Origin of the sequence: uncultured Sphingomonas sp., from assembly GCF_937871615.1 — a bacterium.
In the GTDB taxonomy this organism is placed as follows: Bacteria; Pseudomonadota; Alphaproteobacteria; order Sphingomonadales; family Sphingomonadaceae; genus Sphingomonas.
The window spans coordinates 1-18,604 of record NZ_CALMPA010000055.1; the positions used below are offsets into that span (position 1 = coordinate 1).

Consider the following 18,604-nt stretch of genomic DNA (forward strand, 5'->3'; position numbering starts at 1 on the left):
AAAGGCCAGCGGACGCGTAAACTCGCCTTGTAACGCAGATGGCAGTCATGAGAGCATACAATATTGGCCGATTTGCCACATCTTGGTCACGTGCAACCGTTGCTTGGGGGCGCTCGGGCAACCTTCGCGTGTTTGTCGAACGGGGCCGGCGATCGAAGAATGCGACGAGAGGTGGCGGTTGCTGGAGCGGTGGCACCAATAAACAGGTTGATACGACCAATGCGACTCGAGCCGATCGGCCACCTTGGAGAGAGGTGGCCTGGCAAAACCGCACAGCGAGATAAGTGGATTTTCTGCCTGATGGCGGCGAGGGCGGCCGCGTGACAGGAGTAGAGATGAGCAAGAGACCGCGCCGAAATCATAGCCCGGCATTTAAGGCGAAGGTAGCGTTGGCTGCGGTGAAGGGGGAGAAAACGCTGGCGGAGTTGGCGCAACTGTTTGATGTTCGCCCGAACCAGATCACGACATGGCGCTCGCAGCTTCTGGAGGGAGCGGCCGGCGTATTCGGCAGCAGGCGCGCAACGAAGCTGCGGAACCGGCGATCGACGTAAAGACGCTCCACGCCAAGATTGACGAACTGACGCTGGTGAACGATTTTTTGTCCGGAGTGCTCGGCAAGGCGGGGCTGTTGCCGAGCGCAAAACGATGATCGACCGCTCACACGGCTTGCCGCTGGCGCGGCAGGCCCGGGAACTTGGGATCAGCCGGAGCAGCATATATTACCTGCCAAAGCCGGTGTCGCCCGCCGATCTGGCCATTATGCGGCGGATGGACGAGTTGCATCTGGAGTTTCCATCGCCGGCAGCCGGATGCTGCGCGATCTGCTTCGGCAGGAACCGGAGATATTCAACACCGATCAGGGCAGCCAGTTCACTTCGCAAGCGTTCACCCGCGTGTTGCTGCGCGAAAAGATTGGCATCAGCATGGACGGGCGGGGCGCGTGGCGCGACAATGTCGTGGTCGAACGCCTGTGGCGCTCAGTAAAATATGAGGAGGTTTACCTGCGCGCCCATGGCGCGGTCAGCGAGGCCCGAGCATCGATCGGTCGATATCTGAGAGCCGGACTCAAAATTCGAGCTTGGCGATACGGCGGGTCATTCGCCTGATGGATGAGATGACCATCCAGGCTTCGGACGATGCGATGGAGGCTTCCCAATCCTTGGCGAGGCGCCGGCACCGATTGAGCCACGCCAGGGTGCGTTCAACAACCCAGCGCCGGGGTAGAATGACAAAGCCGGACAGGTCGGAGCGCCTGATGATTTCGATCGTCAGCCGATCGATGTGCGCGACTCCAGCTTCGAGCTTTTGCCCGGCGTACCCGCCATCGGCGAATAGCTTGGCGAGTGTGGGATACGCGTCACAGGATCGCTCGATCAGGCCGGGCGCCCCGTCGCGATCCTGAACATCGGCACCATGCACCACGCCTTCCAGCATGTTGCCGAGCGTGTCGGTCACGACATGGCGTTTGCGCCCCTTTATCTTCTTGCCGGCGTCGTATCCGCGCGGCCCACCCGCTTCGGTGGTCTTGACCGACTGGCTGTCGATGATGCCCGCCGTCGGTGCCGGCTTGCGACCTTCCGAAACCCGCACCCATGCCATCAGCACTGCGTTGACGACATCGAGCAGGCCGTTGTCGCGCATCCGGTAGAAATGATACTGCACCGTCGTGAAGGGCGGGAAGTCCTTGGGCAGTTGCGCCCATTGGCACCCCGTCGTCGCGATATACTGGATCGCATTCCACAGGTTCCGTGCACGGGGCTTACGCGGGCGGCCAACCTTGGTTGTCAGCCTCAACAACGGGCGGACGACAGCCCATTCCTCATCCGTGCAGTCGCTTGCATAGCGCAGGCGGCCTCTGTCATGCTCGCGGCGAGCGATTTCAGTCCAGCCCATGTGAGCCCCTGTAGTCTTTCCAAACCAGAGTGAATCACAAGCCGCTGAAATCGCTCGACCAAATTTTCGCTCATGCTAGGATAGTCGATCCTGGAACCGGTCGTTCGTACAGATTGTTCGTTGCGCTCGGTTGGAAGCCGGCAAGTGACCCGCAACCAGCGGTGATCCATCCACTCCGGATAGTCTATATACTCATCAGATCGCTGCCGAATATCACCGGGCCAGCGTAATTTTTTCTGATCTCGGACAGCATATATTTTTCATCGGCGGTCTCTGCATTCGGCGGCAGCCCGATATGAGTTAGAACTAGCTTCTTGACCTCCGTGCGCGCTGCCATTGCGCCAACATTTTCAGGGGTGAGATGCTCCATTTCCATATGGCGGATCATGGGCGTGTCATCGATATTCTTACCGGCGGCTTTGCGGCGGATATCCCCGATCACGCCCTGCAAGTCGATCACTTCGCTGATAAGAACGTCCGCGCCCATGGCCAGCTTTTCCACCGCCGGGCTCGGGCCCGTGTCGCCGGTATAGACAATGCTCCGCCAAGGCGTTTCGAAGCGATAAGAAAAGGACATATCCCGGCCGTAGGAATGCTCGGGCAGCTTCATGGTTGAATAATGGGTGTTTTCAACTGCGGTTACGCGCAGCACTTCGTCACGATAGACTTCCAGCGGCCCCGATTGCTTGATGTCCCGTCCCGAGAACCATTGCTCCGGGGGCGTCGCCTGAGCGCTCTCGGCCCTGAAAATGTTCGCCTGGATTGATATCGCCTTCAGGGTGTCTTCGACCACCTGTTGCGTGCCCGGCGGGCCGTAGATGGGGACCGGCGTACTCCGAAGCCTTCGCATCGCCGCCTCGACCCAGTCCAGTGCAATAAAGGAGGCAAGGCCCGCCGAGTGATCGAGATGGAGGTGTGAAATGAACGCAACGTCGATCTTGCTCAGATTGACCCCTGCCAGGGTCAGTTGATGGGTAACGCCTGCACCCAGATCGATCAGGTAGGAACGATCGCCGATTTGCAGGAGGTTGGCCGGCTGAGCCCGCGTCTTGCGAGGGATAGGGCCGCCGCCAGTGCCGAGCAAAACCCAACGATCGGTTGGCGGAGCGGCCGCCCGGAGCGGTAGCGCCGAGGTTGCCATACCGGCTATTGCGGAGCCCAATATTCCCCGGCGTGTCATCGTTACCTTGGGCAGCATGATACTCTCCCGCTTTTATGATTGCGCGCAAACGGCCGCGGTGCAGCTCATCTCTTCGATTTACAGTTTTACGCCGACTTCCAGAGCAATTGAACGTGGCGCGTCCGGGAATTTCAAAGCGCGTGGGATCGGCGTGAGGCTCGCCGGCAATACAAAGACGCTCGCTACGGTGTGAACGTCCGACAGGTTCCTGCCTACCAACGCGATGTGCCAATTCTCGCTGGTGGGCGCGAATTGCACGCGCAGATCGTATTTAATGTAGCCCTTCTGGTAACCGTAATTCGGATCCTGCGTGTCCGCGTCATAAAAGCCCGTTCGGCCGGCGCCGCCACCCGTCACATCGATCTTATAGTCGGCGAGATCGAAGCGCGCGTGCGCCTGCACCGATCCAGTCCATTTTGACGAATAGGGCGGACTGTAGCCGGCAAGATTGTTAGTCGCTGCGACGCACGTCGAGGGCTGGGTCGCAAGGCAGGCCGCACCGGGATAATCATCATATTTGATATCGAGATAAGCACCATTGGCCGAGATATCGAAATTGCGGATCGGACGCACCGTCAACGAACCCTCGAAGCCCTTGGCGGTCGCGCTGGCGGCATTGCTGATCAGGAAGCTCGACGTCGACGGCGAATAAACCGAAACCTGCAAATTCTTGAACCGCGTGTGATAGGTGGAAATGCTGCCGACGATCGCGCGATTGAGCGCGGCGAATTTAAGCCCGGCTTCGTAGTTTTCGGATTGCTCGGGAAGGAACTGGAACGTGGCGCTGGTGGTACCGTTGGTGTTGCTCGCGAAGCCACCGGATTTCGATCCGCGGCCATAGGTTGCATAGGCCATCACGTCCGGCGCGAGATCGACCTGGATCGTGGCGGATGGATCGACGTGATCCTCGTTGATTTTGCCGACCGCGCTGGATGTGGCGTTCGTCGGTGAGCGGAAAATATCTCCGAAGAACGTCGCGTCTTTATGCGTGTTGGTATAGCGCAGGCTGCCGATCACCCGGACGATCGCGGCGGGACGGATGGTGACTTGTCCGAAAACCGATTTCGTATCGCTGTTCTGCGCAAAATTGGTGTGGATCGTCCTCTGATATGTCGGGAGATTGTAATAACTCGTCCCGGCGAGGGAATATTTCCCGGTGTCGTAATATGCGCCCACGACATATTCGATCGTCCGCCCGGTTGGTGAGAGCAGCCGGACTTCCTGCGAGAACTGGCTGAATTTTTCCGGATAGGAATTGGCGATCGTAAGCGGAACGATGGTTCCCGATGGCGTATTCTGATCGAAGACATTGGTCGCGCGGCCGCTGAACCACGAATAGCCGGTGACGCTGGTAAGCGTGAATTCGCCGAAATGCGCATTCGCGGTGTTCGACAGCAGCACCGAGTGGTTCGTCCACCCCTCCGGCCCGAGCGGACTCGATTGGGTATAGCGGTCATACCCCGGATCCTGCCGCACGTTCAGCGGCGAAGAAACGGTCAGGCCGCCAGCGCGGTCGATATTGCCATATTCGGCCTTCAGCGTGGTATCGAAGAAATTGGACGGTTCCCAGTGCGCGGTTACGCGGAACATCTGCATCTTGTCACGGCGATCCCACGCCCCGGTGCCAAGATTGTGAACATAGCCATCCTGATCCTGCAGGCGCAGGGCGAAACGGACGCCCAGCGTATCGGTGACTGGCCCGGACACATAGCCATCGAGCAGATAGCCTTTTTGGTCGAAATTATAGGTACCGGTCAGACCTGCGGACATCTCCTTGGTGGGGTTGGCCGAAACGACGCTGATCGCGCCGGCGGCGGTGTTCTTGCCGAACAGCGCGCCCTGTGGTCCGCGCAGCACCTCAACGCGCTCCACGTCGAAGAAGGGCGCGGCGGCCTGACGCTGCTTCCCGGTATAAATCCCATCCATATAAAGGCTTACAGATGGATCGAAGGCGTAGTTACTGGAGGCCGAGCCAAAGCCGCGGATATAGATGGCGTCGTTACCGTTGGCGCGCTGGATCGCGACGTTCGGCACCGAATTGACGATCGATTTCATATCGGTCGCCTGAAATTCGGCCAACTTCTCGCTGCCGATAACGGTCATCGAGATCGGCACTTTTTGCACGCTTTGCGCGCGCTTGGTGGCCGTGACGATAATCTCCGGCGAAGCCGTGTTTTCTGTGGGAGCGGCGCGTTGGGCATCCGCAATCTGCTGTGCGTTCGCGGGGACTGAGGCGACTGTCAGCGCGATGGCCGCAGAGCCGATCTTCAACGCCCAGTATGTCTTGCCAGTCATTGCACACTCTCCGCTTTAGCAGTTTTTTGCCGACGATTTTTCCCGCGAACGGCGCACTGGATGGCCGTCGAGGTAAATTTATTCTTAGACACCTAACCTTGCACGTTTCAAAAATATGTCAAATATTTTCCTAAAATATGGGTCGGGTGTCTGACCCAATTGGGCGGTATGGCGCGCAACCGTCATCGCCAAGGCTTGCGCCTCCGCTCATACTGCAACACAGCGAGGCGCAGATGTCGTGAAATTCGACCCCATGCTTGATAAGGCATCCAGATGAGCAACCCACGCCTGATGATGAGGCTTTTGACAGCCGTCTATTGGTTCGATGAGGGGTTGCAAACGGCGCTGAAAGAAGCCGGCGTGCCCAATGTCACCCGCGCGCAATCGCTGCTGATTGCGAACATTTCCGCCGGGGTGAATCGTGCATCGAGAATCGCTAAAAACCTGGGAATTACACCGCAAGCAGTGGGGCAAATGCTTAATGAGCTGCAAGCCAGGGGCGTGGTGGAGATCGTGACTGATCCGGCGGATGGCCGGGCGCGAATTGCGCGGCTCGTCGGTCCGGCGGATCAGAGCTACAGGGCGGCGGCCAGGACGCTCGACTATATGGAGCTCGAACTCGCCCAACGCATCGGGGTGGCGCATTATAACGGCCTGCGGGATGCGCTGAACAAGGATTGGGGGGAGCCACCCAAGGTTCCTGCCACCCTGCAACATGCGGACGCGGGGAACGAAGATGTCGTATCGGCGCCCTCATAAAAATAGGAAAGAATATTTCTTAAATTGACTTCCTGTTTGTCGTCTCCGATGATCGTGGCGATCATAAAGTGGGAGTCGGAAGCTCATGGGTGTCGTTGCCATTGCGCAGAAAGCCAAAGCAGAGGCGGTTGCCGACCGCCGTATCCCCAAGGGAGACGATTGGCTGTCCCGCGAAGAGCTTGAGGCGCTGACCCCCGAAGAGTTGGTTCGCCGCACCACCGCGCTAAAGCCGCTCATCGCCGCCCACGCGCTTGAGTGCGAGCAGTTGCGCAAACCTGTTGATGTGGTCTGGGATGCTATTCGGAAAACCGGCTGTTTTTATCATTTCGTGCCGAAGCGTTATGGCGGGTTGGAATTCGACGTCGATACGTTCATCGATGCAATGCTGCCCATTGCCGAAGCTTGTGGCTCGACCGGCTGGGTGACCGCGTTCTGCGTAGAACACAACTGGATGTTTGCGCAATTTTCCGAACAATTTCAAGAAGAAACCTTCGGCGGCGATTTCCCCTATATGATCGCACCGGGGGCAACTAATCCGCCCGGCGTCGCCCAGCCCGTGGCCGACGGATATCTCCTGTCGGGACAATGGAAATGGGGCACCGGCATTATGAATGCCGATTGGGTGATGGTCGTCGGGGTCAATCCAGAGACCAGGCCGCCCCAGCCGCTCATGCTGGCCCTTCCGGCGAGTGAAGTGGACGTTATCGACACCTGGTTCGTCGACGGCATGATCGGCACCGGCAGCAACGACATTCGGTGCGAGCAGGTTTTCGTCCCGGCGCATCGCGTGATAAAAATGGCGGAAATGCGCAACGCGAGCGGGCCTGGAGCAACGTTACATGCCCACAATCCGGTTTATCGGATGCCCATGACGCCCTTTCAGGCCGTGACAGCGGCGATCGGCGCGGTCGGCGTGGCGCGATCGGCGATTGCGCATTTCAAGGAGCGCATCGGCGTAAGAGCGTTGGTGGGCACCACCGTCAAACAAAACGAAAAGCCAGCGGCCCATATGCGTCTGGGCGAGGCAAGTGCCAAGGTTGCCGCCGCCGAAATGATTTTACGCAAAACGGCGCGCCGCAATGTCGAACTAGCGGCCGGCCCCGATCCGGTCCGCGATGAAGACCGTATCGCGCTCAGGGCTCAAGTAGCGCTGGCGATGAACCTTTGCCAAGCCGCCATTCGGCTCATTGCCGAAGGGGCCGGCTCCAGCGCGCATATGCTCAACAACCCGATTCAGCGCGCGCTTCGTGACGTCAATGTGATGGCCAGCCATGTTGTCTATGATTTTGACGGCGCCAATGAACTTCTCGGTCGCTCACTGATCGGACTGGAACCTAATAGCTACATCTTTTGATGTTTGGAGGCTCGGTTGAACTCGCAGGCTCAGCCTTTCCTTGCGAGCGGGCTGCTTAGTATTTTAAGCAACATCCCGATCGACGATGCCCGACAATCGGCGCGGGTGGCAGGTTAGCCGTAAGCGCTGTGCTCAGACCACGGCTGTCCATGGCATGAGGCTGCCGACGTTGTTGGCGGGATGACCGTTGGCGAGTTCGGTAAGGGTGCGGGTCAGCCAGTCATGCGGGTTGATGCCGGTGAGCTTGCAGTTCTCGATCAGCGTCGCGATCACCGCCCAGTTGTCGCCGCCCTCGTCGGAGCCGGCGAACAGGGCATTCTTGCGATTCAGAGCGATTGTGTGAATCGGCTTCGGGATTGGGCGCCGATCGGCACGAATAGTCTATCGAATTCAAAGATCGTTGCGGGTCAAGATTGGGATCCGATTCACGCCGTGGCCTCGCGCAGGATGTTGACCGCACGTTCGACGGTCCCGCCGACGCGGGCCTTCGCCTCAGTGGAAGTCATGGCTGCGGATGCGGAGGATTTCCTCTTGCTCCTGAACCGTACCGAACGGAGGCGATGCCAGCGTGCGCCCACGTGGGAAGCTCGGATCGCGTGGATTCGGGCCGCCGCCATTGTGGGCGCCATCGCCGCGGCCTGGAGCGACCGCGAAGCTCGTCCGGCTGATAGAACGTAGCATGTCGTCATGATTGGTGATCCGATCGCAGATGATATGGATGACCTCGCCTTCCTTTTGCAGGCGCCCGCGCATCGCGATCATCGATGCGGACATGACCTGGCGCCGGTAGATCTCGAACCTGTTGGGCCAGAGGATGCCATTGGCGATGCCGGTCTCATCCTCGATCGTGATGAACAGCACGCCCTTGGCCGAGCCGGGGCGCTGGCGAACGAGGACGACGCCGGCAACCTCGACATTGCGGCCATCGCGGATGGTCGCGAGATCCGCACAGCGGACGATCCGCATCGCGTCGAGCTCACCACGCAGGAAGCTTATGGGATGCCCGCGCAGCGACAGCTGAAGCGAGCGATAGTCCTCGACGACCTCACGCCCGGCGGTCAGCGGCGCGAGGGCCACATCCGGCTCGCGTCCTTCGGGCGAGAAGCGTGCCTCGCGCGCATCGGCGGCGGCGAACAGCGGCAACGGCGCTTCGCCCAGCCCCTTCACCTTCCACAAACCCTGCCGCCGATCTTCCGCAATGCAGTGAAACGCATCGGCTTCCGCGAGGCGTTCGATCGTCGTGCGCGGCACGTCGGCGCGGCGCCAAACCTCCTCGACGCTGCCATAGGGCATGTCGCCGCGCGCGACCGCGATCTGGGCACCATGGATGTTGGCGAGACCGCGCACCTGGCGGAAGCCGAGCCGCACGGCCATGAGCCGGCCCCTCGTCGGCTCGAGCGTGCAATCCCAATGGCTGTGGTTGATCGAAACGGGCCGCACCTCGACGCCATGCTTACAGGCGTCCTGCACGATCTGTGCCGGGGAATAGAAGCCCATCGGCTGCGCATTCAGCAGCGCGGCGCAGAACACATCCGGGTGGTGATGTTTCACCCAGCAGCTTGCATAAGCAATCTTTGCGAAGCTCGCAGCGTGGCTTTCGGGGAAGCCATAGCTTCCGAACCCCTCGATCTGCTTGAATGTGCGTTCGGCGAAATCCTTGGGATAGCCGCGGTCGATCATCCCATTGACGAGCTTGTCGTAGAAGTGGCTGACGCCACCGGTCAGCTTGAACGTCGCCATGGCGCGGCGCAGCTGATCGGCTTCGACCGCCGTGAACCCCGCGCCGACGATCGCGACCTTCATCGCCTGTTCCTGGAAGAGCGGCACGCCCAGCGTCTTCTCCAGCACGGCGCGGAGTTCGGGCTTGGGATATTCGGGCTTCTCCTTGCCCTCGCGGCGGCGGAGATAGGGATGGACCATGTCGCCCTGGATCGGTCCGGGACGCACGATCGCGACTTCGATCACGAGATCGTAGAATTGCTTGGGCTTCATGCGCGGGAGCATCGACATCTGCGCCCGGCTCTCGATCTGGAAGACACCCAGCGTGTCGGCGCGCTGGATCATCTTATAGACCTCTGGATCGTCATCCTGCAGGTCCGCCATGCTAATCTTGATGCCCTTGTCCTGTTCGAGGAAGTTGAAGGCGCGGTTCATGCAGCCGAGCATGCCCAAGCCCAGCACGTCGACTTTCATGAACTTGAGCGCGTCGATATCGTCCTTGTCCCATTCGATGATCTGCCGGTCCTCCATCCGCGCCGGTGCGATCGGCACGAGATCGTCGAGCCGGTCCTGGGTCAGGACGAAGCCGCCGGGGTGCTGCGAGAGGTGCCGCGGCGTGCCGATCAGCTGGCGCGCGAGGCGCAGCGTCAGTTTGAGGCGATGATCCTGCGCATTGATGTTGAGGCTCTCGATCTGATCATCGCTGATCCCGTCCATCGACCAGCCCCAGACGAGGCCGGTCAGCATCTTGGTGAGATCGCGCGGGAGCCCAAGCGCCTTGCCGACTTCCGACACCGCGCCGCGCGTGCGGTAGCGGGTGACGACCGCGGTCAGCGCCGAGCGATCACGACCGTAGGTCTCGTAGATCCACTGGATGATCTCCTCGCGCCGCTCATGCTCGAAATCGACATCGATATCGGGCGGCTCCTTCCGCTCGCCCGAGACGAAGCGCTCGAACAGCAATTCATGCTGGATCGGGTCGATCGAGGTGATGCCGAGCAGATAACAGACGCAGCTGTTGGCGGCCGAGCCCCTGCCTTGGCAGAGGATGCCGCGCCGGCGGCTCTCGGCGACGATCGAATTGACCGTCAGGAAATAGGGCGCGTAATCGAGCTGCTCGATGAGGTGGAGCTCATGGGCAATCTGGTCGCGATAGCGCTGCGGCACCCCGTCGGGGAACTTCGCCGCCGCCGCCTCCTCTGTCATTTCGGCCAGCGCTTCTTGCGCGGTGCGCCCGGCCATCACCTGCTCATAGGGATATTGGTACTGGATCTCACCGAGGTCGAAGGTGCAGGCGCGCGCGATGTCGGCGCTGGCCTGGACCGCGTCGGGAAACGCCTGGAAGCGCCGCTCCATTTCCGCGGGCGTCTTCAAATGGCGGTCCATGAAGCGCTCGCGCCGGTAGCCGAGGGCGTCAACCGTCGTCTTCTCGCGGATCGCCGTCACCACGTCCTGCAACGGTCGTACCTCCGGGCTGTGATAGAGCACATCACCGGTCGCGACGGCCCGCACACCGTGCCGGCCCGCCAGGGCGGCGAGTTCGTAAAGCCGGATCGCGTCGTCCGGTCGGCGGCGGAACGACAGCGCGCAATAAGCGCCCGTGCCGAACGCCGCCGCGATGTCGGCAAGCTGACCCGCGGTCCTTTCGTCGGGAAGATCGGGCAGCAGGATGCCGACGAGGTCTTCGGCGTGATGGACGATGTCGGCCCAGCCGAGAATGCAGCAGCCCTTGCCGCCGCGCGCCTTGCCGATCGACAGCAGCCGGGTCAGCCGGCTCCAGGCGGCGCGGTTCTGCGGATAGAGGAGAAGATCATGGCCCTCGGTCGCACGAACGCGGGCGCCCGGGATCATGCGCACGCCCGTCGTTTTCTGGCCGTCCCAGCCGCGTACAACACCGGCAACGCTACCCCAGTCGGCGAGCCCGAGTGCGCTGTGCCCCTGCAGCGCCGCGGTCGCAAACAGCTCCTCGGGCGAACTCGCGCCGCGCAGGAACGAGAAATGGCTCATCACCTGAAGTTCGACGTACGCCGTCATCAGCCGAACATCCCATGGATGTACCAGCTCAAGTCGCCGGTCTCGGGCTCGACGCCGTCACCGCGCCGGAACAGCCAGAAGCGCTCGCCGCTCTCGACCTCGACGCGGAAATAGTCCCGCACCGCCCATAGCTCGGTATCGGTCCGCCACCATTCGCCGTGGATACGCTCCGGGCCATCGCCAGCGATCACACGATAGGGCCGGCCGCGCCAGGTGAAGCGCCGCGGTGGATGGTCGGGAAGCAGCGCCACGACATGGGTCAGATGCTCCGGCCGGCGCAACATGCGGACCGGGCGCTTCCATCGCGGCCAGCAACCTGGTTCCTCCAACGGCCCGACGCGCCGTATCGCGCGTTCCGGCACGTCGCTTTCGTTCGGGCCGACGCGGAACACGGCATCCTCGCCGGCGCGCCCGACAAGCTGATCGATCGCCGGTGCCAGATCCGCCGCAGCGCCTTCCGACGTGATGAGTGAGCCGGCGATGCTCGCACCGAGCGGCTCGCTGTAGGGCACGGTGAGATGCATCGCTTCGATCCCGAGTCCGGGCTCGAGCCGATCAAGCTTCAGGGTGAACATGCGCTTCAGATGCCTGGCGTCACGTGTTGCGCGAGACGCGCCGATCACGATCCGCTGTGCCTCCCCATCGACCCTGACCGCCACGAGCAGCGCGGTGCGGACGCCAAGACCGCGCTCCCGGAGCAAGCCGATCAGGTCATCGACGAGATCCGAGATCACCAGAGTGATACTCTTGGGCGTTCCAATCGGTTCCAGCAGGCGAAGCGACACAGCAGGTGCCTCGAATGGCACGACCGGGGTGATCGGCTCGGCGATATGGCCAACCGCCTGGTCAAGGCGCGTGACGGCCGCGAGGCCGAGCCTTTTCGCCATCGGGCCGCGCGGCAGCCTGATGAGGTCCGCTACCCGGTCGAGGCCAAAGCGCGCCGCCGCCGTCAACGCAGCCGGCTCGAGTCGCAGCGCCGCAACCGGGAGCTCGGCAAGCGCTGCCGTCTCGGCTCCGGCGTCGAGAATAAGTATGTTCCTACCGCTATAGCGCGCGAGTGCATGCGCCGCGCCCGGCGTGCCGGCGATTGCGATGCGCGCCGTGAAGCCTAGCCGCTCCAGGAAGCGGAGCAGCCGGCGACAAAAGCGTTCCTCGCCCCCGAAAAGATGGGTTGTGCCGGACAGATCGAGCCACAGACCATCGCCGCCTGAGACACTGGCGGTCGGCGTCCAATGCGTGGCGGCATGCAGTGCCAGCCGGTCGAGCCAGGCCTGGTCACCGTCGGGATCGGCATCCCGCACATCCAAATCGGAAACCAACACCCGGGCATGAGCCGCGACCATTCCCCGGGTCAGGCCAAGCGACAATGCGACCGGACAGGCCGAGCGGACCAGGTCGCGCTGTCCGACGCGTTCGATCAAGATTGTCGGTCGATCGGGCCGGAAGTCGATGACGGGCATCGGTGTCGCGCTGCGACCGCCTTCATCTGGTGGCAACGCCTTGAACGGATGTTCGACGGGTTCGGAACGACGCCCCAGCATGCGCATCGGTGGGCGCTGGTGAGCCGGCAACTGCGCGATTTGGCCGATGGCCTGGGCCTTGGTCAGGCCGCGGTCTCGCGCCCAGCGTGCGCCCGGTCGCCAGCCGCCGCCGCGCGGAACCGAGCAGGTGCCGGGGTCATCGTCGACAGGCGAAGCGAGCGGCGCTGCGTGAGCGCGCGGTTCAAGCGGCCTGGCTGGCCGCTCCGACCGCCGCAGCCGCTCGATGGCGAGCTGGGGCAGGTAGAGCGAGGCGACCCGTGTCATCGCATGCCTCGAGCACGATAGAGAATGGATTGCCGTTGCGCTGCCGCACCAGCTCGACCGACCAGCAGGCGCGGCCGACGCCTGGCGCAGGCAAGGGCAGGGAGGGTGCACAGCCGATCCGCCAGCGGGTCATCGCCGCGGACGGACGTTCGAGCGGATCGCGGCTGGTCCTGGCCCAGCGCCGGAGCAGCAACATCGGCGTCCGGCCATCGGCGGCGGCCAGTTGCAGCCGCCGTGTGGCGGTCTGGTCAGCTGCCTTCACCTCGGCGACCACGGCGGCAAAACTGCCGTCGCGCAGCGAGTCTTCGGCGAGCGCCAGCGCCATCACCTCGTTTTGGTCCTGGAGGTAGAGCAGTTTGGCAGCCGGCAGCCCGGCCTGTTCAAGACCGGGCGCATAGAGATCGAAGCGGGTGAGCGCCCAGGCGACGGTGGCGCCGGCCCCAGCAGCGAATCGGGCGGCAAGCCCCGCGAGGAACAAAGTAGCGGCAGCATCGTCGCCGAGCGTCGGCGAGGCGGCGGTGATTTCGTGCAGACCGCCGCCGTCGATACCGCCGGCCCCGAGCCGCCGGTCTAGCTCATCGACGCCGAACGGAAGCGCGTCGATCGTCTCGCCTGCCTTGATCGCCACCGATGCGCGAAGAGTATTGAGCACATGCGCACGGTCGGGAACGGTCAGGGCGGGCACGTAGGACATTGCAAGGGAATCTACTCTTTTGTTCCCTCTATGTTCACAGACTCGGCCATCCGCGTCAAGTTGCTGAGCAGCCCCCTGCGCTAAATGGCGAGTTTGGGCTGCTCGGTCGCGGGCGGATAACCCCGCCCATTGCTTCACCTGCGCTCATGCGCGACAACAATGGTCGGTCTCTGGTTGCCGTTGAATGAAAAGCGGGGGTCACGTCACTTACGAATACATCGTCAAAATCTGGACTTCAGAACCAGAGCGGTTCATCGTCAACCCGATCCACCAGATGCCGGGACTGAACACCTAGGCTGTCAGTGCACTTGAATTTTGCCGCTTGGGCTCTAGGCTGATTTCCGCGCCGCGAGGATGCGGCGCCGAGGCGTGAGAACCTCGCTTGAGGAATTGGTTTCGCGATCACTGCGGCCGGGTGGCCGGCGCGTATGTTCAGGCCGTTCGCGGCTAAAGGCGTCGGCGCATGCTCAAGCGTGTTCTCAACACCCGGCTTTTGACGGCCGTGCCTCGTTACGGGAGCATGGTCGCAGATGCGCGCGAGAGGGTGGTGTCATAACGACGAAGGTGCAAGCGTCCCGGGACGGACGGCGAGATCGTGCGCCTGAGTTTCGACCCCGAGTTGGAGAGCGGCGCGGCGGGGCTGTGCGATGTAGAGCACGTGCGAGAGGGCGGCCGCGGGCACACTCCGCCTGAGCGGTCCACACTCGAGGCGCTCTACCATTCCCAGGCCGCTCGACTGTTTCGCCTGTTCCGACGGCGCGCTGATCGGCAAGAGGCCGAGGATCTGGTGCAGGAGACCTTCACCCAATTCGCGCATGCCGATATCGGGCGGCCGTCGGCGATCGACTGTCCCGAGGCCTATTTGACCGAAGTGGCGGGCAATGTGCTGCGCAGGCGCGCGAGGACCGCGGCGCGGCGATCGGCGGCATTGCATGTATCCATCGACGACGTGCCGCTCGTCGGACACGATCTGGAGCGGTCGCTCGAGGCGCGTGATATGCTAAAGCGACTGGAAGTCGCTATGCTGGCGCTCAAGCCGATGACCCGAGAGATTTACTTTGCCTGCCGTTTCCATGGCTACAGCCGGGCGGAAATCGCCGAGCGCACCGGGCTCCGGATGAAGGCGATCGACAAGCATCTGGGCAAGGCGACCGCGCATATCCGTCGCACGATTGGCGCGCGGTGATGCTGCGCCATCCTTTCCGATCGCGAACCGCGCGGCGTGAAGCGAACGACTGGCTCGTACGGGTCCAGTTGAGCGACGCGTTCGATCGCGACGCGTTCGAGGCATGGCGGTCGGCCGACCCCGCTAATGCCGCTGCTTATGACGATCTGATCCAGGATTTGACCATCAGCGCCCCGCTCGCCGATACCGAGATGGTGCGGACGGCGGAATTGCGCCGGGCGTCGTTTCTCGAACGCAATCCCGGCGCCGGCTATGCAATTGCCGCCAGCGTCGCCGCGATGCTGCTGGCCGGTACCGGTGTCAGCCTGCGCGAAGCGGGCTATTGGGGGGCGTCGACCGCCGCCAGCCAGGACACGCTCTACGCCACCCGGGTCGGAGAAGTTCGAACGATCACGCTCGCGGACGGCTCCCGGGTCACGCTCGATACGGATTCGATCCTGCGCGTCGCCTTCACATCGAGCGAACGTGCGGTGCGGCTCGATGCCGGCCGCGCGCGCTTCGAGGTCGCGCACGATGCCGCGCGTCCATTCATCGTCAACGCGGGAAGTGGCCGGGTCATCGCGCATGGCACGATCTTCGACGTCAGCATCCGGCCGGCAGGGGTCAACGTTGCGCTGCTGCGTGGCGCGGTGGAGGTGACGCGAAAGGCAAGCGTTGGCACTGGGCAGCCGGACGCGCCGTCCCGTCGCCTCAGCCCGGGTCAGCAGGTGACGTTTGACCAGATTCATCCGATTCCGCCAGCGCAGCCGCTGCGTCCCGCCGCGTTGCGCTGGACTTCTGGCATGCTCATGTTCGAAGGCGCGCGGCTCGCCGATGCCGTGGTCGAATTCAATCGCTATAATCAGCGCAAGCTTTCGGTCGCGGCGCCCGCTATCGGCGATCTCAGGATTACGGGGGCCTTTCGCGCCAGCGACGTGCGGCGTTTCGCCGATGCGATGGCGGCATCGTTCGATCTTGTCATCCTCGACCGGGCGGGAGGCGGACTGCTGCTTGCACCGCGTACCATCCCCCAGGCGCCGTAAGAAAAAATACGGGGAACAATTCCGCGCGTCGGGATCAAGCGCTCCGGACGATGCCATTTTCGAGCGTCGTCGGGGGAGAGACGATGCGATTTTCGCCATTTTCAGCAAAGGCATTCGGGTGCACCGCAAGCGCGATCGCGATGATCGCGGGGGCGCCGGGCGCGCATGCCGAGGACGCCGGACAGTATAGCTTCAACCTGCCAGCGCAGCCGCTCGGCATATCGCTTCGCGCGGTCGCGATCATCACTCACCGCAATATCGTTGTGGCCTCGACGCTCACCGACGGCCGGACGGCGCCCGCGTTGTCCGGGGATCTTACCCTTGACGAGGCACTCACGCAGCTTCTTGCGGGCACCGGCCTCGCTGTCACCAGAATGGGCAATACGCTCGTCATCCGCGCCGCGGCGGCGGGGCTGAGCGCCACCGGTGAGAACGCCGCAGATGTCGTCGTTACGGGGACACGGATCCGCGGTGCCGCGGTCGCCTCGCCGGTTATTACGCTCGACCGTGAAACAATCCGCGACGCCGGGCAAGCTAGCCTCGGCGATGTCGTGCGCAGCATCCCGCAGAGTTTCGGCGGAGGACAGAATCCCGGTATCGGTTTCAATGTACCGGCGATCAACGGTGTCGACACCGGGGGCGGCTCGTCGATCAACCTGCGTGGCCTCGGCAGCGATGCGACGCTGACCCTGCTCAACGGGCATCGGGTTGCCTATAGCGGCTCGCGCCAGAGCGTCGATGTCTCGACGATCCCGCTCGGCGCGCTGGACCGGATCGAGATCGTCCCCGACGGCGCGTCGGCGCTCTACGGTTCCGACGCCGTCGGTGGCGTCGCCAATATCATCCTGCGGCGTGATATGGCCGGCGTCGAGACAGCGGCACGGATCGGGCGCGCCACCGAGGGCGGCGATTTCCAGCAGCAATATAATGCGACGGGCGGCGCGCGCTGGGCGTCGGGCGGATTTATCGCCGCCTATGAATTCAATCGCGCCACCGCGATCGACGCGCGTGACCGTGGCTATGCCGCGACGCGTTCGCCGGGGCTCAGGCTGCTGCCGTCCGCGCGCAACAACAATGCGCTGATCAGCGCCCATCAGACGATCGCGCCGGGACTCGATTTCACCATCGACGGGCTGTTCAACAAGCGCGGCACCTTCTTCCTTTATCCGCAAAATCCGGCGGGGGATCTTGCCGTCAGCCGGTCGGAGCAGGCCACGACCGATACCGCGTTCGCGGTCGCGCCCGCGCTGTCGCTGGCGCTGGGGGAGGGGGCCCGTCTCGCGCTGTCGGGGAGTTATGCCGAGGACAGGGTCGATTATCGCAACGATCTCGTCACCCCCGCCGCGCGGACGTTGCTCGCCGCCGGCTGCTATTGCAACCGCACCGAGTCGGTTGAACTCTCGGGCGACGGTCGGCTCTTTCGCTTGCCGGGGGGCTGGGCGAAGGCCGCGATCGGCATCGGTTATCGCAACAGCGCGCTCCTGAACGATCGCGGTGCCGGCAACGCGCTCAATTTCAATCGCTCTCAAGCCAATCATTACGCTTATGGCGAATTGAGCCTGCCGCTGGTCTCGCCCGACAATGGTGTCGCCGGTGTCACGCGGCTGACGCTCAGTGCCGCTGCCCGCTATGAGCATTATGACGGGATCGGTTCGGTCGCCAATCCCAAGCTGGGCCTGGTCTATGCGCCAATTCCCGCGCTTGACCTCAAGGCAAGCTGGGGCCGCTCGTTCCGTGCGCCGACCCTGTTGCAACGCTACCAGCCCCCCGCGCTGACCCTGCTGCGCGCTGCGACACTCGGCGCGAGCGGGGTTCCGGCCGCGGCGAGTGTGCTTTACCTCCAGGGCGGCAATCCGGCGCTCAAGCCCGAGCGCGCCGCGAGCTGGTCGCTGTCGGCTGCATTTCATCCGCCCGCGTTGCCCGGCTTCAATGCGGAAGTCAGTTATTTCTCGACAAATTATACCGACCGGATCGTGACGCCGATCGGCTTCATCACCCAGTCATTGAGCAACCCGATCTATGCCGCGCAGGTCACGCGCTCGCCCTCGGCCGCTCTGCTGGCGGCAACTCTCGCGAGCAGTGGGTTGTTCACCAACAGCACAGGCGCGCCCTATGATCCCGGCGCTGTCGTTGCGCTGGTCGACAACAGCAACGTCAACGCCGGCCGCCAGCCGATCCACGGCATCGACGCGCTCGTCTCCTATCGCACCGATCTCGGTCCACGCGACAGCATGACGCTGACCGGCAATGCGAGCTATCTCGTCAGTCACCGGCAGATCAGCGCCGACCAGCCCGTGCTCCCGCTCGCCGGTATCCTGTTCAATCCCCCGCACTGGCGGGCGCGGGCGAGCGCGGGATGGCGGCACGACGGGATGAGCCTGACCGCGGTCACCAATTATCTCGGACCGCTCAGCGACACCCGCGCGACCCGGCCGCTGCGGATTCCGGGACAGGCGACGATCGACCTTACCTTGCGCTACCGGACGCCGGACCGGGCTCCGGGAATCCTGCGGGGCCTCGATGTCAGTTTGTCGGTGCAGAATCTGTTCGATGCCGCGCCGCCGTTGATCGCCACCGGGCCAGTGACCGACACACCGTATGATTCGACCAATTATTCGGCGGTTGGCCGGTTCGTCGCTGTCACGATCGCCCGAAAATGGTGA

General features: G+C 63.0%; 11 protein-coding genes and 2 pseudogenes. 6 read left to right on the forward strand and 7 right to left on the reverse strand.

Features of this window, described 5'->3' with window-relative positions; all coding sequences use genetic code 11:
• Positions 1-335: 335 nt before the first annotated feature.
• Positions 336-1,055: pseudogene (locus Q0316_RS15930) on the forward strand (transposase); the annotation flags it as partial.
• Positions 1,056-1,065: 10 nt separating this feature from the next.
• Here Q0316_RS15930 and Q0316_RS15935 read toward each other — a convergent pair.
• The 3 genes from Q0316_RS15935 to Q0316_RS15945 all read right to left on the reverse strand — a co-directional run bounded on the left by Q0316_RS15935 (position 1,066) and on the right by Q0316_RS15945 (position 5,368).
• Positions 1,066-1,893 carry an IS5 family transposase gene (locus Q0316_RS15935; protein ID WP_298674287.1) on the reverse strand — a complete coding sequence of 276 codons (828 nt, stop codon included), beginning with the start codon at positions 1,891-1,893 and terminating at the stop codon, positions 1,066-1,068.
• A gap of 184 nt (positions 1,894-2,077) precedes the next feature.
• Positions 2,078-3,091, reverse strand: a complete 1,014-nt coding sequence (locus Q0316_RS15940) for an MBL fold metallo-hydrolase (protein WP_298674288.1) — start codon at positions 3,089-3,091, stop codon at positions 2,078-2,080.
• 60 nt (positions 3,092-3,151) lie between these two features.
• Positions 3,152-5,368, reverse strand: coding sequence for a TonB-dependent receptor (locus Q0316_RS15945; RefSeq protein WP_298674289.1), 2,217 nt, complete (start codon positions 5,366-5,368; stop codon positions 3,152-3,154).
• Positions 5,369-5,641: 273 nt separating this feature from the next.
• Between Q0316_RS15945 and Q0316_RS15950 the strand changes: the two genes are divergently transcribed.
• On the forward strand, positions 5,642-6,127 hold the full coding sequence (locus Q0316_RS15950) for a helix-turn-helix domain-containing protein (protein WP_298674290.1): 486 nt from the start codon (positions 5,642-5,644) through the stop codon (positions 6,125-6,127).
• An 85-nt stretch (positions 6,128-6,212) separates the two neighbouring features.
• Complete coding sequence (locus Q0316_RS15955) at positions 6,213-7,481, forward strand: hypothetical protein (protein WP_298674291.1); 1,269 nt, start codon at positions 6,213-6,215, stop codon at positions 7,479-7,481.
• 132 nt (positions 7,482-7,613) lie between these two features.
• Here the strand turns inward: Q0316_RS15955 and Q0316_RS15960 are convergent.
• The 4 genes and pseudogenes from Q0316_RS15960 to Q0316_RS15975 form a co-directional block, all read right to left on the reverse strand.
• A pseudogene (locus Q0316_RS15960) lies at positions 7,614-7,817 on the reverse strand (transposase domain-containing protein); the annotation flags it as partial.
• A gap of 156 nt (positions 7,818-7,973) precedes the next feature.
• A complete protein-coding gene (locus Q0316_RS15965) occupies positions 7,974-11,234 on the reverse strand; it encodes an error-prone DNA polymerase (RefSeq protein WP_298674292.1) in 3,261 nt (1,086 codons plus the stop codon).
• Positions 11,234-13,039 carry a DUF6504 family protein gene (locus Q0316_RS15970; protein WP_367179701.1) on the reverse strand — a complete coding sequence of 602 codons (1,806 nt, stop codon included), beginning with the start codon at positions 13,037-13,039 and terminating at the stop codon, positions 11,234-11,236. The genes Q0316_RS15965 and Q0316_RS15970 overlap by 1 nt, the downstream gene beginning before the upstream one ends.
• Positions 12,957-13,733, reverse strand: coding sequence for a protein ImuA (locus Q0316_RS15975; RefSeq protein ID WP_298674293.1), 777 nt, complete (start codon positions 13,731-13,733; stop codon positions 12,957-12,959). Before Q0316_RS15975 ends, Q0316_RS15970 begins: the two co-directional genes overlap by 83 nt.
• A 595-nt stretch (positions 13,734-14,328) precedes the next feature.
• On the opposite strand from Q0316_RS15975, the gene Q0316_RS15980 reads away from it, so the two are divergent.
• From Q0316_RS15980 to Q0316_RS15990, 3 genes are all read left to right on the forward strand, one after another.
• The gene (locus tag Q0316_RS15980) at positions 14,329-14,919 is read left to right on the forward strand and encodes a sigma-70 family RNA polymerase sigma factor (RefSeq protein WP_298674294.1); all 591 of its coding nucleotides are present in this window, start codon (positions 14,329-14,331) and stop codon (positions 14,917-14,919) included.
• Positions 14,919-15,941 (forward strand): FecR domain-containing protein, encoded by a 1,023-nt coding sequence (locus tag Q0316_RS15985; RefSeq protein ID WP_298674316.1) that lies wholly within the window; start codon positions 14,919-14,921, stop codon positions 15,939-15,941. The genes Q0316_RS15980 and Q0316_RS15985 overlap by 1 nt, the downstream gene beginning before the upstream one ends.
• Before the next feature lie 83 nt (positions 15,942-16,024).
• A complete protein-coding gene (locus Q0316_RS15990; RefSeq protein WP_298674295.1) occupies positions 16,025-18,604 on the forward strand; it encodes a TonB-dependent receptor in 2,580 nt (859 codons plus the stop codon).

Excerpts from the sequence above, each read along its gene's own strand:
- Q0316_RS15935 (WP_298674287.1), bottom strand. The coding sequence starts at position 1,893 with ATGGGCTGGACTGAAATCGCTCGCCGCGAGCATGACAGAGGCCGCCTG.
- Q0316_RS15940 (WP_298674288.1), bottom strand. The coding sequence starts at position 3,091 with ATGCTGCCCAAGGTAACGATGACACGCCGGGGAATATTGGGCTCCGCA.
- Q0316_RS15945 (WP_298674289.1), bottom strand. The coding sequence starts at position 5,368 with ATGACTGGCAAGACATACTGGGCGTTGAAGATCGGCTCTGCGGCCATC.
- Q0316_RS15950 (WP_298674290.1), top strand. The coding sequence starts at position 5,642 with ATGAGCAACCCACGCCTGATGATGAGGCTTTTGACAGCCGTCTATTGG.
- Q0316_RS15955 (WP_298674291.1), top strand. The coding sequence starts at position 6,213 with ATGGGTGTCGTTGCCATTGCGCAGAAAGCCAAAGCAGAGGCGGTTGCC.
- Q0316_RS15965 (WP_298674292.1), bottom strand. The coding sequence starts at position 11,234 with ATGACGGCGTACGTCGAACTTCAGGTGATGAGCCATTTCTCGTTCCTG.
- Q0316_RS15970 (WP_367179701.1), bottom strand. The coding sequence starts at position 13,039 with ATGACACGGGTCGCCTCGCTCTACCTGCCCCAGCTCGCCATCGAGCGG.
- Q0316_RS15975 (WP_298674293.1), bottom strand. The coding sequence starts at position 13,733 with ATGTCCTACGTGCCCGCCCTGACCGTTCCCGACCGTGCGCATGTGCTC.
- Q0316_RS15985 (WP_298674316.1), top strand. The coding sequence starts at position 14,919 with ATGCTGCGCCATCCTTTCCGATCGCGAACCGCGCGGCGTGAAGCGAAC.
- Q0316_RS15990 (WP_298674295.1), top strand. The coding sequence starts at position 16,025 with ATGCGATTTTCGCCATTTTCAGCAAAGGCATTCGGGTGCACCGCAAGC.